The organism is Roseovarius salincola, assembly GCF_026891095.1.
GTDB classification, from domain to species: domain Bacteria; phylum Pseudomonadota; class Alphaproteobacteria; order Rhodobacterales; family Rhodobacteraceae; genus Roseovarius; species Roseovarius salincola.
On record NZ_JAPTNL010000012.1, the window covers coordinates 1 to 14040 of the forward strand.

Sequence of the window (14040 nt, forward strand, 5' to 3'; positions counted from 1 at the left end):
AAGCAGTTCGTCCAGGATTTCTTTCGAGATGGTCATGCATGCTTCCTTTTGGTGAAGCATGAACCGGATCAGTCATACACAAAAGATCGGACACTCTCTCTGCGAAAGGCCCATCGGCTGGCCATTCTCGCGCCGACATGTCTGCCCGGTGCGATTCACATCCCGCTGCGGTTCCTGAAGGCCAGAACACCCGACATGATCCGCAATGAGGCGGCAAGATACTGGAAGGCACGCGGCACATGACCACTGCCCGGCAAAGCGCCGGGAGTCCGTCAGAACCTGCCTCACGACCACCCCTCTGGTGTTCTGCACCTGACATCAGGTTTCGCAATCAGGGAGGGGCGAGGGGCGGCAGTGCGGACGCAAGGGAATTTCACTGCCGGCCCGAACAGCACCGAAGGTGCCGGGCTATCGCCAGACCGCCCCCCGGGCTGGCGATTTGGTGAGGTTGGGCGCGCCGAATGAATGAAGCGCGGATCTGGCAGGGATAAAGCGCCTCGAATGAATGTCGTTCGCCATCCCGCGGTCCGGCGATAGCCCGGCACGCTGAACGACCGCGAAGGGCTGGAAACTCCTGTCGGGTCTCTTGCCTGAGGTGCCGGACACTAGCGATAGGTGCGCTGGTCCATCGGGGTGGCTTCGATGCGGTCGCGCAGGCGGTCGAGCAGGGATTGTTCGGCGCGGTTCAGGGTGGCCTTGGGGTTCCAGACCACATGCACGTCGATGGGGGGCGGATTGTCATAGGGGGGCAATTGCCACATGACGCCGTCATCCACGTCGCGCTTGGCGACATGGACGGGCAGGGGGCCGATGCCGAGACCCGCGATCACCATGCGGCGGACTTCCTCGAGATGGCTGGAGGTGCCGATCACCGCCTCGCCCATATCGGCCTCGGCGCGCATCAGTGCCACGGGTTTGAGCGCATCCTGAAGACGGTCGGTGTCGAAGCTGACGGCGGAGTGACCCGCAAGGTCGGCGCGGGTCAGGTCGGCGCGTCCGAAAAGCGGATGCGGCGGGCCGCAGAACAGGCCGAAAAATTCGCGATAGATGCGCAGATATTCCAGCTTGGGATTGCGCTCATGCACAAGGCAGACCGCGAAGGACGAAAACCGCCCGGTGACCGAGCTGATCGCCTCGGCCGATGAGAGCACCTCGATCGACAGTGTCGCGCGCGGGTGTTCGACGTGGAATTCCGATAGCACTTTGTCCAGCAGCGGGCAGACAACATGGCTGGCCAGCGCGATGCGCACATGGCCCGTCACCTCGTCGGTCATTTCGCGCATCAATGTCGAGAGGCGCAGGATCGAGCCCTGGATGTCCACCGCCTCGCGGTAAAGCAACTGCCCCGCGCGCGTGAGTTCGAAATGCCCCGGCTTGCGGTCGATCAGGCGGCGCCCGACACGGTCTTCCAGCCGCTTGAGCGCGGTCGAGACCGATGGCTGGGTCAGGCGCAGCTTGTGGGCGGCCTCGGTCACCGAGCGGGACTGCGCCAGCACGACGAAGCTGCGCAACAGGTTCCAGTCGAGATCGCGCATGAAGCGGTCGGCGTGGTCGGGGATGTCCATTGATTTCATCTATAGTGACAATTCCAATTATCTATTTGATAAATGCTTGCCGCCTTTGCATCGTGAAATCAAGCCCGGCCAAGAACGGGCGCGCGACAGGAAGGGAAGGCATATGTCGGTCGAAGCCCGTGAGGCGCGGCAACCTTGGATCTTGTTGTCACCGGCCCTGACGGCGGTGGCGCTTCTGCTGTTCGTGCCGCTGATCTTCATCGTGATCTATTCGTTCTGGCTGCGCACGGCGACGGGCGGCGACGAGGTGGGCTTTTTCCTCGACAACTGGCAGGAGGCGCTGAGCGACGCATTTTACCGCGATATCCTGCTCAACACGCTCAAGATCGCGGCGATCACCACATTCGTCTGTGCCGTGATGGGCTATCCGGCGGCGTATTTCATCGCCCGCGCCAAGGGCAACAAGGTGATCCTGCTGTTGCTGCTGATGCTGCCGTTCTGGATCAGCTATATCATCCGCACGATGAGCTGGATCAACATTCTGGGCGTGTCGGGCGCGCTCAATTCGGTGCTGATCTGGCTGGGCGTGATCGGCGAGCCGATCCAGATGCTTTACAATGAAACCACCGTGATCCTGGGGCTCGTGCATTTCCTGCTGCCCTTCATGGTGCTGAACGTCTTTGTCAGCCTCGACGGGATCGACACCAACCTCGAGGATGCCGCCAATTCGCTGGGCGCGACGCGCTGGCAGGCCTTTCTGCAGGTGACGCTGCCCTTGTCGCTGCCGGGGCTGGCGGCGGGGGGGCTTTTGTGTTTCGTGCTGGGCGCGGGCACCTATATCACGCCGCTGGTTCTGGGCGGGCCGAGGGATGCGATGTTCGCGAACCTGGTGTTCGAGGCGATCATCACGCAGCTCAACTGGCCGCTGGGGTCGGCGCTGAGCCTGATGCTGCTGGCGGTGCTGGGCGCGCTGGTGCTGATCTACAACCGCTATCTGGGCATGGCGCAACTGATGAAGGGGCTGGGCTGATGCGCGAGGGGGCTTCGATCGGATGGAACCTGGTGCGCGCCTGGACGGTGCTGGTCTATATCTTCATGTTCCTGCCGGTGGCGGTCGTGGTTCTGCTGAGCTTCAACGCCAGCCAGTTCGGCAGTTTCCCGATGACAGGTTTTTCGTTTCGCTGGTTCGTCGAACTGGCGCAGAATGACGCGATCCTGCGGGCGTTCCGCACATCGGTTGTTCTGGGCCTGCTGACGGCGGCGATCTCGACAACGCTGGGGGTTCTGGCGAGCCTTGCGCTGGTGCGGTACCGGGTGCCGGGGGCGAACATGATCTCGACGCTGCTGATCGCGCCGATCCTGGTGCCCGAGGTGGTGCTGGCGGTGGCGCTGCTCTTGTTCCTGAACTTCCTTCAGATCAACAAGAGCTTTACCCTGCTGCTTCTGGGTCATGTCATCTTTACCCTGCCGTTCGTGATCCTGGTGGTGCAGGCGCGGCTGGTTTCGATCAAGCGCGATATCGAAGAGGCCGCGATGAGCCTTGGCGCCAGCCCGCGCCAGACGTTCTTTCAGGTGACCTTGCCCTTGATGCTGCCGGCGGTTCTGGCGGGGGCGCTGTTTGCCTTCACCATCAGTTTCGACGACATCACCGGCACCCTGTTCTGGAAGCCCGGTGGTGTGGAAACCGTGCCGACGCAGATTTTCGCGATGCTGCGCAATTCGATCAGCCCCGAGATCAACGCGCTGGGAACGGTGATGATCCTGATGACGGTCGGCCTGCCCCTTCTGGGGTTGGCGCTGGCGCGTAAACTGTCAACCAAGAGCGGCGGGTAGAGTCGGCCGCGACATAACAAAAAACCCATCTCAACAAGGAGTGACCAATGACCAAGAAGATGGACAACACGACACGCTACGAGCGGTTGCGCGAGCGTTACATGAACGGCGATCTTGACCGCCGCTCCTTCCTTGGCCTGATCGGCGCGGCCGGTCTGGCTTATGGCGTCACCACGCCCTTTGCCCGCTATGCCAATGCCCAGACCGTAAGCCAGGTGCGCTTTGACGGCTGGGGCGGCGTCGTGTCCGAGGCGTTCCGCGAACATGCCTTTGACCCCTATACCGCCAAGACCGGGATCGAGGTTGTGGACGGCACCTTCGGGGGCGGCGACGAATATCTGAGCCGCGTCAAGGCCAGCCAGGAGGGCGAATACAACATCGCGCACCTGTCGGGCGTGTTCGATTACGCACGCTATCACAACCTGGGTCTGAGCGCCGAGCTGAACGAGGACAACATCCCCAACCTGGAATTCGTCATTCCCAAGCTGGTCGACGTGTTCCGCAAGGTGAGCGACGGCAAGCTGTCCTGCGTGCCCTATGATTACGGCACCACCGGCATCGCCTATAACCGCAAGCATATCTCGGACGAGGAGGCCAAGGAAAAGGGCGCGATGCTGCTGATCGACGAGGCCTACAAGGGCAAGATCGCGGGTTGGAGCGACTGGCGCACGCGGCTTTGGTATGCCGCCTTACAGACCGGGCAGGACCCCAACAACATCGAGGATATCGAGGCCGCATGGGATGCCGTGCGCACGCATCGCGACCTGAGCCTGAAATACTGGGGGTCGGGTGCCGAGCTGATGAGCCTGCTGGCCGAGGAAGAGGTGTACGTGACCGAGGGCTGGTCGGGCCGTATCTATGCGCTTCAGGAGCAGGGCCACGACATGGGCTATATCGACCCGCCCAACGGCATGGGCTGGCAGGAATGCCTGTTCGTGATCAAGGGCAGCCCGATGGAGGCCTGCGAGGAGTTGCTGAACTTCATGCTGGCGCCCGAGACCTCGATCGCGGTGGCCGAAGGGCAGAACTATCCGCCCGCGCTCGACCCGCAGAAGGTGGATCTGGGCGACAAGATCCCGAGCCTGCCCGCGTTCGATCCGACCGGCACGCTGGAGGGGCTGACCTTTGCCGATCCGGAGTACTGGAACGGCAACGAGCAGGAATGGTCCAAGACCTTCGGACGCGTCCAGAAGGGTTACTGAACCGCGTGAAAGCGACGATTCCGGCCCGCGTTCGGGACCGGGATCGTCCACCGATATCCGATTTCACTGCCGCAGGAGGCCTTGGATGAGCGCCGTCACCCTGAACAATATCGTCAAGCGTTTCGGCACCTTCACCGCCGTGCACCAGTCCTCGCTGGAGATCGCCGAGGGCGCGTTCGTCACGCTGCTGGGGCCGTCGGGATGTGGCAAGACCACCAACCTGCGGATGATCGCGGGGCTGCTGGATCCGACCGAGGGCGAGATCCTGATCGGCGGCAAGCGCGTCAACGACGTGCCCATCCACAAGCGCAACCTGGGGCTGGTGTTCCAGAATTACGCGCTCTTTCCGCACAAGACCGTGGCCGAGAACGTGGCCTTCGGGCTGAAATACCGCGACGTGCCCTCGGGCGACATCCGCCGCCGCGTGCAGGATGCACTGGAGCTGGTGCAATTGCCCAATGTGGGCGAACGCTATCCCAAGGAACTTTCGGGCGGGCAGCAACAGCGCATTGCGCTGGCGCGCGCCATCGTCATTGAACCGGACGTGCTGTTGCTTGACGAGCCGCTGTCGGCGCTTGACGCGAACCTGCGCGAGGACATGCGCGTCGAACTCAAGCGCATCCAGGAGCGGATCGGCGTGACCACGGTTTTCGTGACCCATGACCAGTCCGAGGCGCTGGCCATGTCGGATCAGATCGTGGTGATGTCAGCGGGCCGGGTGGAACAGGTCGGCGCGCCCCAGGAGGTCTACAACACCCCGTCCAGCGAGTTCGTCGCCAATTTCCTTGGCGCCTCCAACATCCTCGAAGGCAAATGCACCGATATCGGCGCCGACAAGGTCGCCCTCGAGGCGCCGATATTCGGCAAGCTGGCGATCCCGGCCGAAAAAGCGCCCCTCATCAAGGGGCCTGGCCCGGCCAAGCTGGTGGTGCGCGCCGAAAAGCTTCAGCTGTCACAATCCCCCGCCCCCGATGGGGTCGTCAGCGTCCCGGCGCATGTCGAGACGGTGGATTACCAGGGCCAGGCGGTGCGCTATTTCGTGCGCGCGGGCGACACGCAGCTACAGGCCATCAACATGATCGACGGCTATCCCTTTGCCGAGGGCACCGAGGTCAATCTGCTTTTGCGGCCGCAGGATTGCGCCGCTTTGCCGGGGTAAGAAGATGAATCAAAGACCAAGCCATCTGTTCTATCAGGGGCGTCAGCGCCGTCCGGTGCTGGACCAGGCACGCGGCGTCTACATGTGGGATGTGGACGGCAAGCGTTACCTCGACGGCTCGAGCGGGGCGATGGTGTGCAATATCGGCCATTCAAACGAAAACGTGCTGGAGGCGATGCGCCGCCAGATGGAGAAATCCACATTCGGCTACCGGCTGCATTTCGAGACCGAAGCCTCGGAGGAACTGGCCGCCAAGACCGCTGCGCTCTGCCCCGAGGGGCTGAACCGGGTGTTCTTTGTCTCGGGCGGGTCCGAAGCGGTGGAAAGCGCGATGAAGATGGCGCGCCAATATGCGCTGGCAAGGGGCGAGGGCAGCCGCTGGAAGATCATCAGCCGCGCGCCCAGCTATCACGGCTGCACGCTTGGGGCGCTGGCGATCACATCCTATGACCCGCTGACCCAGCCCTTCGCGCCGATGATGCAGGCCATGCCCAAGGTGCCTGCGCCGCGCGCCTATCTTGACGGGCTTGACCCCGACGACGAGGCGACCGGGCATCACTATGCCGACATGCTGGAAGCCAAGATCATCGAGGAAGGCCCCGAAACCGTGCTTGGCTTTATCGTGGAACCGGTGGGCGGGGCCTCGACCGGGGCGCTGCCGCCGCCGCGCGGCTACATGGAGCGGGTGCAGCAGATTTGCCGCAAATATGGTATCCTTTTCATCCTTGACGAGGTCATGACCGGCGCGGGGCGCACCGGCGCGTTTCTTGCGGCCGATCACTGGAACCTCAGCCCCGACATCATCGTCATGTCCAAGGGCTTTGCCGCCGGTTACGTGCCGCTGGGCGCGATGGTGGTGCATGAGCGGCTGGTGGAAACCGTGCTGGATCATGGCGGCTTCCTGCATGGCTATACCTATGCCGGAAACCCGCTGGCCTGCGCCGCCGGTGTCGCCGTGATCGACGAGATCGAACGACAGGGCCTGACCCGCAACGCCGCGATCATGGGCGACAAGCTGATCGCGCGTCTGGAAGGGTTGATGCAGCGCTATGGCATTATCGGCGACGTGCGCGGCAAGGGGCTTTTGACGGCGTTCGAATTCATGGCCGACCGCGGCAGCAAGGCGCCATTGCCCAAGCATCTGAAGGCTTTCGACCGTTTCGTGAACATCGCCTATGACAACGGGCTGATCGTCTATTCGCGGCGCACCCGCGACGGCGTGGAGGGCGACCATATCATCGTCGCCCCGCCGATGATCGTCACCGAAACGCATCTCGACGAGATCACCGGAATGCTGGATGTGTCGCTGGCGCAATTCACCGACGAGATCCGACCCGAGCTGGACCGGATCGCCTAAGGCAGGACAGGACAAACCATGTCGGACATCATCATCACCTGTGCGGTCACGGGCTCGATTCACACGCCTTCGATGTCGCCGCACCTGCCGGTCAGCGCCGAGGAGATCACCGAACAGGCGGTCGGTGCCGCCGAGGCGGGCGCGTCGATCCTGCATCTGCATGCGCGCGACCCGGAAACCGGGCGGCCTTCGGCGGATGTGGATCATTTCATGGCCTTCCTGCCGCGCATCCACCAACGCAGTGACGCGGTGCTGAACCTGTCGACCGGGGGCAGCGCGATCATGAGCCTTGACGAGCGTCTGGCCGCGCCCTTGCGGGCCGAGCCCGAGATGGCCTCGCTCAACATGGGGTCGATGAATTTCGCGCTATACCCGGCGGCGGAGCGGATCACCGAATGGAAGCATGACTGGGAAAAACCCTTCCTCGAAGAGTCCGACGATCTGGTGTTCAAGAACACGCCGCGCGATATCGCGCGCATCCTGAGCGAGTTGGGGCAGGAGCGCGGCGCGCGGTTCGAGTTCGAGTGCTATGACCTGTCGCATCTCTACATGCTCAAGCATTTCGTCGATCGCGGGCTGGTGCGCGCGCCGCTGTTCATCCAGTTCGTCTTCGGCGTGCTGGGGGGCATGGGCGCCGACCCCGAGAACCTGACCCATATGGTCCGCATCGCCGACAAGCTTTTCGGCAAGGATTACATGTTCTCGGTGCTGGCGGCCGGGCGTCATCAGATGCCGCTGATCACCATGGCGGCGGCGATGGGCGGGCATGTGCGCGTCGGGCTGGAAGACAGCCTGACCATCGCGCGCGGCCAGCTGGCGCGCAGCAATGCCGAACAGGTGGTCAAGATCCGCGGTATCGTCGAGGCGCTGGGCCGCACGGTTGCATCACCCGCAAAGGCGCGCGATATGCTGGGGCTGAAAGGCGCCGACAGAACCGCGATTTGACGTGATGCAGGATATTGCCCTTACCCCCGTGACCACCGAGCGCGACCTTGATCTGCTGGATGAGGCGCTGCGCCGCCTGAGCGGTGATCTGGGCGATTCCCATGTTGCGGGGCGCGCGGCGCTGGCGCGCGCGCTTTGCGGTGCGCATCCGGCGGCGCACGGGATGCTGGCGCTTCATGGCGGTGCGCTGCGCGGTGCGGCGCTGTTCAGCCCGGTGTTTTCGACTGTGCGCGGTGCGGCGGGTGTGTATGTATCGGATCTGTGGGTGGCGGATGCGGCGCGCGGCCTCGGGCTGGGGCGGCGGCTTCTGGGGGCCGTGGGCGTGCGCGCCGGGCGGCTCTGGCGCGCGAGGTGGCTGACGCTGGCGGTCTATGATCATTCGACCGCCTCGCGCCGGTTCTATGAGCGGCTGGGCTTTGAGCCGCAGACCGATGCGACGGTGATGAAACTCGGCCCCGAGGGCTTTGCGGAACTGATGAGGAACGCGGGATGAAAGCGGTATTCGACGACCGGCAATGGCGCCATGACCCGAAACATTTCATGGCCAATGGCAAGCTGCTGCCAAGCCCCGAGCAACCCGCGCGCATCGAAAAGCTGCTGAGCGGCGCGCGCGATGCGGGCTGCACGATGCAGGGGCCGGGCGATGCCGGGCTGGGGCCGATCGCGGCGCTGCATTCGCCCGAATACCTGACCTTCCTGCAAAACATCTATACCCGCTGGCAACGCATCCCCGATGCCGGCGAAGAGGTGATCCCCAACGTCCACCCCGCCAATCGCAGCGACAGCTATCCGCGCTCGGCTGTGGGGCAGGCGGGCTATCACCAGGCCGATACCGCCTGTCCCATCGGCGAGGGCACATGGGAGGCGGCCTATTGGTCGGCGCAGGTGGCGGTGACGGGCGCCGACCTGCTGGCCGCGGGCGAGCGCGCGGCCTATGCGCTGTCGCGCCCGCCGGGGCATCACGCCTTTGGCGATCTGGCCGGGGGCTTCTGTTTTCTCAACAACGCCGGCATCGCCGCCGAGCGGCTGCGCATGCGCGGGCTGCGCCCGGCGATCCTTGATGTGGATGTGCATCACGGCAATGGCACACAGGGCATTTTTTATGATCGCGACGATGTGCTGACGGTGTCGCTGCATGCCGACCCGGTGCGCTTTTATCCGTTCTTCTGGGGCCACGGAGATGAGCGCGGCGCGGGGCGGGGCCTGGGTTACAACCTCAACCTGCCGCTGCCGCGCGGCACCGATGACGACGCTTTCCTCAAGGCGCTCGATACCGGGCTCGCGCGCGTCGAGGCGTTCGGCGCGGATGTCGTGGTGGTCGGCCTTGGCCTTGACGCCTATGAGGGCGACCCGTTCCAGGGCTTCGCCGTCACCACCCCCGGTTTCGCGCGGATCGGCGCGGCCATTGCCGGGCTGGGCCTGCCGGTGCTGTTCGTGCAGGAGGGCGGGTATCTTTGTGACGAGCTGGGCGCGAACCTGACATCGGTCCTGACCGGCTTCGAGGGCGCATGAGCCTGCACCGCGATATCATCGTGATCGGCGGCGGCATCGCCGGGATCAGCGCGGCGGCCGAGCTTGCCGCCCATGCCAGCGTCACCGTGATCGAGGCCGAGCCGCAGCTTGGCTATCATTCGACCGGGCGCTCGGCGGCGATCTTCATCCGCAATTACGGCAATGCCACGCTGCGCGCGCTCAACGCCGCCGCCGCGCCGGTGTTCGAATCTCCCGAGGGCATCTCGGATCGCTCGCTCTTGTCGCCGCGCGGCGAGCTGATGATCGCCACCGAGGCCGAATTGCCGGTGCTGGACGCCTATTGCGAGGGCGCCACCGGGATCGAGCGGCTCGACGCGGCGCAGGCCGTCGAACTGGTGCCGATCCTGCGCCCCGGTTTGATCGCCGCCGCGATGCTGGAACGCGATGCGCAGGATATCGACGTGGACCGCATGTTGCAGGGCTATGCGTGCCTGCTCAAGGCGCGGGGCGGCGAGGTGGTGACCGGCGCACCGGTCAGCGCCATCGCGCGCGCCCACACATCCTGGCAGGTGACGGCGGGCGGCGAGACCCATAGCGCGCCGGTGCTGCTCAATGCCGCCGGGGCCTGGGCCGATGCGGTGGCGCATATGGCCGGGGTCACCCCGGTGGGCCTGAGCCCGATGCGCCGCTCGGCGGCGATCCTGCCTGCGCCCGAAGGCCACAGCGTGGACCACTGGCCGCTTTTCGGCGCGATCACGGAGCGCTGGTACGCCAAGCCCGAGGCGGGCAAGCTGATGGTCTCGCCCGCCGACGAAGACCCGGTCGATCCGCATGACGCCTGGGCCGACGACATGGTGCTGGCCGAGGGGCTGGACCGCTATGAACAGGCCGTCACCGTTCCGGTCACCCGGGTCGAGCGCAACTGGGCTGGGCTGCGCAGCTTCGTGCCCGACCGCACCCCGGTCGCCGGTTTCGCCGACGATGCCGAGGGCTTCTTCTGGCTGGCCGGGCAGGGCGGCTACGGCGTGCAGACCGCGCCCGCGCTGGCGCGCCTCAGCGCCGCGCTGATCACCGGCGCGCGCCCCGATCTTTCTGCCGCGACCCTTGCGGCGCTTTCGCCACAACGTTTTCATCAACCCCGAGAAGGACACCCCCAATGACAACCGAGATCACCCGCCACCACACCGGCGACCGCATGAGCCAGATCGTGATCCATAACGGCACGATCTACCTGGCGGGCCAGGTCGGCAATCCCGGCGACAGCGTCGCCGACCAGACCCGCACCTGTATCGAAAAAGCCGAGGCGCTGCTGGCCGAGGCCGGTTCGGACGCGACCCGTATCCTGCAATGCACCATCTGGCTGGCCGACATGTCCGATTTCGCCGAGATGAACGCGGTCTGGGATGCCTGGGTGCCCAAGGGCCATGCCCCGGCGCGCGCCTGCGGCGAGGCGAAACTGGCCACGCCTGAATATCGCGTCGAATTGCTGATCACCGCCGCGCAGAGCTGAAGGCGGGCCTGATCGCGCTTACGCGGGCCGTGCCGGTTTCATGCGCGGCCCGCAGGCTTCATCTTGCCCCAAATACTCCCGCCGGAGGCGTCCCGTCCGTGCCATGCGCGCTGGCGCGCGACATCTATGCCTGCCAGCGCCCCTCGAACCCTTCGGGGATCATCAGGATGTCGCGGTCAAGATCGCGCACGTCGCGCCGCCCGCACAGCGCCATCGAGACATCCAGTTCCTTGTGGATCACCTCGAGCGCGCGGGTCACGCCCGCCTGCCCCATCGCCCCCAGCCCATAGACATAGGCGCGCCCGACATAGGTGCCCTTGGCCCCCATCGCCAGCGCCTTGAGCACGTCCTGGCCGCTGCGGATGCCGCTGTCGAGATGGACCTCGATCCGGTCGCCGATCGCGTCCATGATCGCGGGCAGCGCGCGGATCGCGCTGAGCGCGCCATCAAGCTGTCGTCCGCCATGGTTGGACACGATGATCGCGTCGGCCCCCACATTGAGCGCCTCGCGCGCGTCGCGCGCATCCATGATGCCCTTGATGATCAGCGGCCCGTCCCACATCTTGCGAAACTCGCGGATACGGTCCCAGTCAAGCGAGGGGTCAAACGCCTCGGCGGTCCATGTGCTGAGCGACGACGGGTCCGCCACGCCCTTGGCATGGCCCACGATATTGCCGAAGAAGCGCCGCTTCGTGCCCAGCATGCCAAGACCCCATTGCACCTTGGTCATCATGTTGGCGAGTGAGGCCGGGGTGAGCTTGGGCGGCGCGCTCAGCCCGTTCTTGAGGTCGCGGTGGCGCTGGCCCAGCACCTGAAGGTCCACGGTGATCATCGCGGCCGAGCATTTCGCCTCGCGCGCCCGGTCGAACAGGCGCTGCATGAAATCATCGTCCTTGAGCGTGTAGACCTGCATCCAGAACGGTTTGGATGTGTTCTCGGCGATGTCCTCGATCGAGCAGATCGACATGGTCGAAAGCGTGAAGGGCACGCCGAACGCCTCGGCGGCACGCGCGGCCTTGATCTCGCCATCGGCGTGCTGCATCCCCGTCAGCCCGACCGGGGCCAGCGCCACCGGCATCGCGACATCCTGCCCGATCATGGTGCTGGCGGTGCTGCGCCCGTCCATGTCCACGGCGACCCGCTGGCGCAGGTAGATGTCGGAAAAATCGCTGCTGTTCTCGCGGAAGGTCTGTTCGGTCCAGCTGCCGGATTCGGTGTAGTCGTAGAACATCTTCGGCACGCGGCGGCGATAGATGCGTTTGAGATCGTCGATACAGGTGATGACGGGCATGGGGCACTCCGGCGCAAAACTGGTCTGATTTCATTACCAGTCGCTCGGGGCAGGCGCAATGTGCTGCCCCGTCACGCCCTGTCCTGCGCCGTCACGCCCTGCCGCAATCGCCGGGGCGGCGCGGTTCAGGCTGAATGCGCCCCGTCCGCGAGCCCCTTCACGAAGGCCAGCACATCGGGCACCGGCATGCCGTCCGCCAGTTTGCCGACTATGGCCGAGCCCACCACGGCCCCATCCGCGACGCCCGCGATGGCGCGGCTGGTTTCGGGGCTGCGGATGCCGAAGCCCACGATCACCGGCAGGTCGGTCTGCTTCTTGATGCGGGTCACCTCGGGGGCGACATCGGCGGCCTCGGCGGCGGCGGCGCCGGTGATCCCGGTGATCGAGACGTAATAGACGAAGCCGCTGGTGTTCTCGAGCACCTTTGGCAGGCGCTTGTCGTCGGTGGTGGGCGTGGCGAGGCGGATGAAGTTCAGCCCGGCCTTTTGCGCGGGGATGCAGAGCTCGTCATCCTCTTCGGGGGGCAGGTCGACCACGATCAGCCCGTCGATCCCGGCCGCCTTGGCATCCGCGAGGAACTTGTCGACCCCGCGATTATAGATCGGATTGTAGTAGCCCATCATCACGATCGGGGTGGTGTCGTCCTCCTTGCGGAAGGCCGCGGCCATCGCGAGGGTCTTTTCCAGCGTCTGCCCGCCCGCCAGTGCGCGTTGCCCCGCCAGCTGGATGGTCGGCCCGTCGGCCATCGGGTCGGTGAAGGGCATGCCCAGTTCGATGATGTCCACGCCCGCGCCGGGCAGGCCCCGGATCACCTCGAGCGAGGTGTCGTAATCCGGGTCGCCCGCCATCACATAGGCCACGAAGGCTTTCTTGCCTGCGGCTTTCAGTTCGGCGAATTTGGCGTCGATGCGGGTCATGGGCTCATCCTTGGCGTTTTCACGTGATGTGCAGAAAAGCGCGCCGGAAATCAACGTCAAACACGCATGGCGCCGGCGGGTTTGGGGAATCGGCGACTCCTGTGGCAGAATGGAGTCCGGTCCGAGGGGAGGAGAGCGATGCGGAAACTGGCGGTTGTGATGCTTGTCGCCGCGCCGGGATGCGCTGCGGGTGCGGCGGCGGCGGATTTCGAGTTGCGCGTGATCGGCGGGTCGGTCCAGCTTGGCACGGAGCTGGTCTTGCAGATCCGCCCGGACGAGGCCGAACTGCCGGAGGGTGCGAGCTGCACCTTGGAACTGCCCCCGCCCTATGACGGCCATGTCACGCAGACAGCGGATGATTGCAGCCGGATCGTGCTGAAGCAGTCCAACATGCCGATTCTCGACGATGCGCAATATGCCATTCCCTCGACGCAGGTGCCCGCTGTGATCACCGTGACCGGCCCGGATGGCGCGCGCCTGGGGCAAGTCGACACGGTTTATCCCTATAACAACCAGTTTTCCGATCTGCGCATTCTCATCAGGGATGTGCGAAATCCGGTTGCCGAGGGCGAGAGCTTCGATGTCGAGGTGCAGGGCGCGCTGCAACCCATTGCGCCGGGTCTGACCTGTCGCTGGAACACCTACGGCCCGGTGCGCTTTGATGCGGCGCCGGGAAACGGCTGTAGCGGGACGCTCACGGCGCTTGCCCCCACCGGGCGTGACGCGGACATGGATGTGCAGATCGTGAACCTGACCGACATGCACGCGGTGGGCTATGCCACCGCCTCGATGATCGTCGAATAACGGCGCAGCGCCGCGCCCGCTTGCGTCTGCGCGCG

At 65.0% G+C, this 14040-nt stretch carries 15 protein-coding genes; 12 read left to right on the forward strand and 3 right to left on the reverse strand.

Annotated features, from left to right (window positions below; genetic code table 11):
• A partial coding sequence (locus N5A93_RS13065) for a hypothetical protein (protein ID WP_268955546.1) occupies nt 1-243 on the forward strand: 243 nt, incomplete at its 5' end.
• A gap of 362 nt (nt 244-605) precedes the next feature.
• Here the strand turns inward: N5A93_RS13065 and N5A93_RS13070 are convergent.
• The gene (locus tag N5A93_RS13070) at nt 606-1565 is read right to left on the reverse strand and encodes a LysR family transcriptional regulator (RefSeq protein WP_372920887.1); all 960 of its coding nucleotides are present in this window, start codon (nt 1563-1565) and stop codon (nt 606-608) included.
• A gap of 112 nt (nt 1566-1677) precedes the next feature.
• Between N5A93_RS13070 and N5A93_RS13075 the strand changes: the two genes are divergently transcribed.
• From N5A93_RS13075 to N5A93_RS13120, 10 genes are all read left to right on the forward strand, one after another.
• Complete coding sequence (locus N5A93_RS13075; RefSeq protein ID WP_268955548.1) at nt 1678-2544, forward strand: ABC transporter permease; 867 nt, start codon at nt 1678-1680, stop codon at nt 2542-2544.
• The gene (locus N5A93_RS13080) at nt 2544-3347 is read left to right on the forward strand and encodes an ABC transporter permease (protein ID WP_268955549.1); all 804 of its coding nucleotides are present in this window, start codon (nt 2544-2546) and stop codon (nt 3345-3347) included. The genes N5A93_RS13075 and N5A93_RS13080 overlap by 1 nt, the downstream gene beginning before the upstream one ends.
• A gap of 59 nt (nt 3348-3406) precedes the next feature.
• Entirely contained in the window at nt 3407-4549 is a 1143-nt protein-coding gene (locus N5A93_RS13085) for an extracellular solute-binding protein (RefSeq protein ID WP_328406739.1), read from the forward strand.
• An 85-nt stretch (nt 4550-4634) separates the two neighbouring features.
• Nucleotides 4635-5708, forward strand: a complete 1074-nt coding sequence (locus N5A93_RS13090; RefSeq protein WP_268955551.1) for an ABC transporter ATP-binding protein — start codon at nt 4635-4637, stop codon at nt 5706-5708.
• A 4-nt stretch (nt 5709-5712) separates the two neighbouring features.
• Nucleotides 5713-7065: an aminotransferase family protein gene (locus tag N5A93_RS13095; RefSeq protein WP_268955552.1), complete on the forward strand. Its 1353-nt coding sequence runs from the start codon at nt 5713-5715 to the stop codon at nt 7063-7065.
• Nucleotides 7066-7083: 18 nt separating this feature from the next.
• A complete protein-coding gene (kce, locus tag N5A93_RS13100; protein WP_268955553.1) occupies nt 7084-8010 on the forward strand; it encodes a 3,5-dioxohexanoate:acetyl-CoA acetone transferase in 927 nt (308 codons plus the stop codon).
• 28 nt (nt 8011-8038) lie between these two features.
• Nucleotides 8039-8503, forward strand: coding sequence for a GNAT family N-acetyltransferase (locus N5A93_RS13105; protein WP_268955554.1), 465 nt, complete (start codon nt 8039-8041; stop codon nt 8501-8503).
• Nucleotides 8500-9522 (forward strand): histone deacetylase family protein, encoded by a 1023-nt coding sequence (locus N5A93_RS13110; RefSeq protein WP_268955555.1) that lies wholly within the window; start codon nt 8500-8502, stop codon nt 9520-9522. Before N5A93_RS13105 ends, N5A93_RS13110 begins: the two co-directional genes overlap by 4 nt.
• A complete protein-coding gene (locus N5A93_RS13115; protein ID WP_268955556.1) occupies nt 9519-10643 on the forward strand; it encodes an NAD(P)/FAD-dependent oxidoreductase in 1125 nt (374 codons plus the stop codon). The genes N5A93_RS13110 and N5A93_RS13115 overlap by 4 nt, the downstream gene beginning before the upstream one ends.
• Nucleotides 10640-10993, forward strand: coding sequence for a RidA family protein (locus N5A93_RS13120; RefSeq protein WP_268955557.1), 354 nt, complete (start codon nt 10640-10642; stop codon nt 10991-10993). Before N5A93_RS13115 ends, N5A93_RS13120 begins: the two co-directional genes overlap by 4 nt.
• Before the next feature lie 124 nt (nt 10994-11117).
• On the opposite strand, the gene N5A93_RS13125 is transcribed toward N5A93_RS13120, so the two are convergent.
• Nucleotides 11118-12284 (reverse strand): alpha-hydroxy acid oxidase, encoded by a 1167-nt coding sequence (locus tag N5A93_RS13125; RefSeq protein WP_268955558.1) that lies wholly within the window; start codon nt 12282-12284, stop codon nt 11118-11120.
• A 125-nt stretch (nt 12285-12409) separates the two neighbouring features.
• The gene (gene trpA, locus N5A93_RS13130; protein ID WP_268955559.1) at nt 12410-13201 is read right to left on the reverse strand and encodes a tryptophan synthase subunit alpha; all 792 of its coding nucleotides are present in this window, start codon (nt 13199-13201) and stop codon (nt 12410-12412) included.
• Nucleotides 13202-13339: 138 nt separating this feature from the next.
• On the opposite strand from trpA, the gene N5A93_RS13135 reads away from it, so the two are divergent.
• Complete coding sequence (locus tag N5A93_RS13135; RefSeq protein WP_268955560.1) at nt 13340-14005, forward strand: hypothetical protein; 666 nt, start codon at nt 13340-13342, stop codon at nt 14003-14005.
• The last annotated feature ends 35 nt before the right edge of the window (nt 14006-14040 follow it).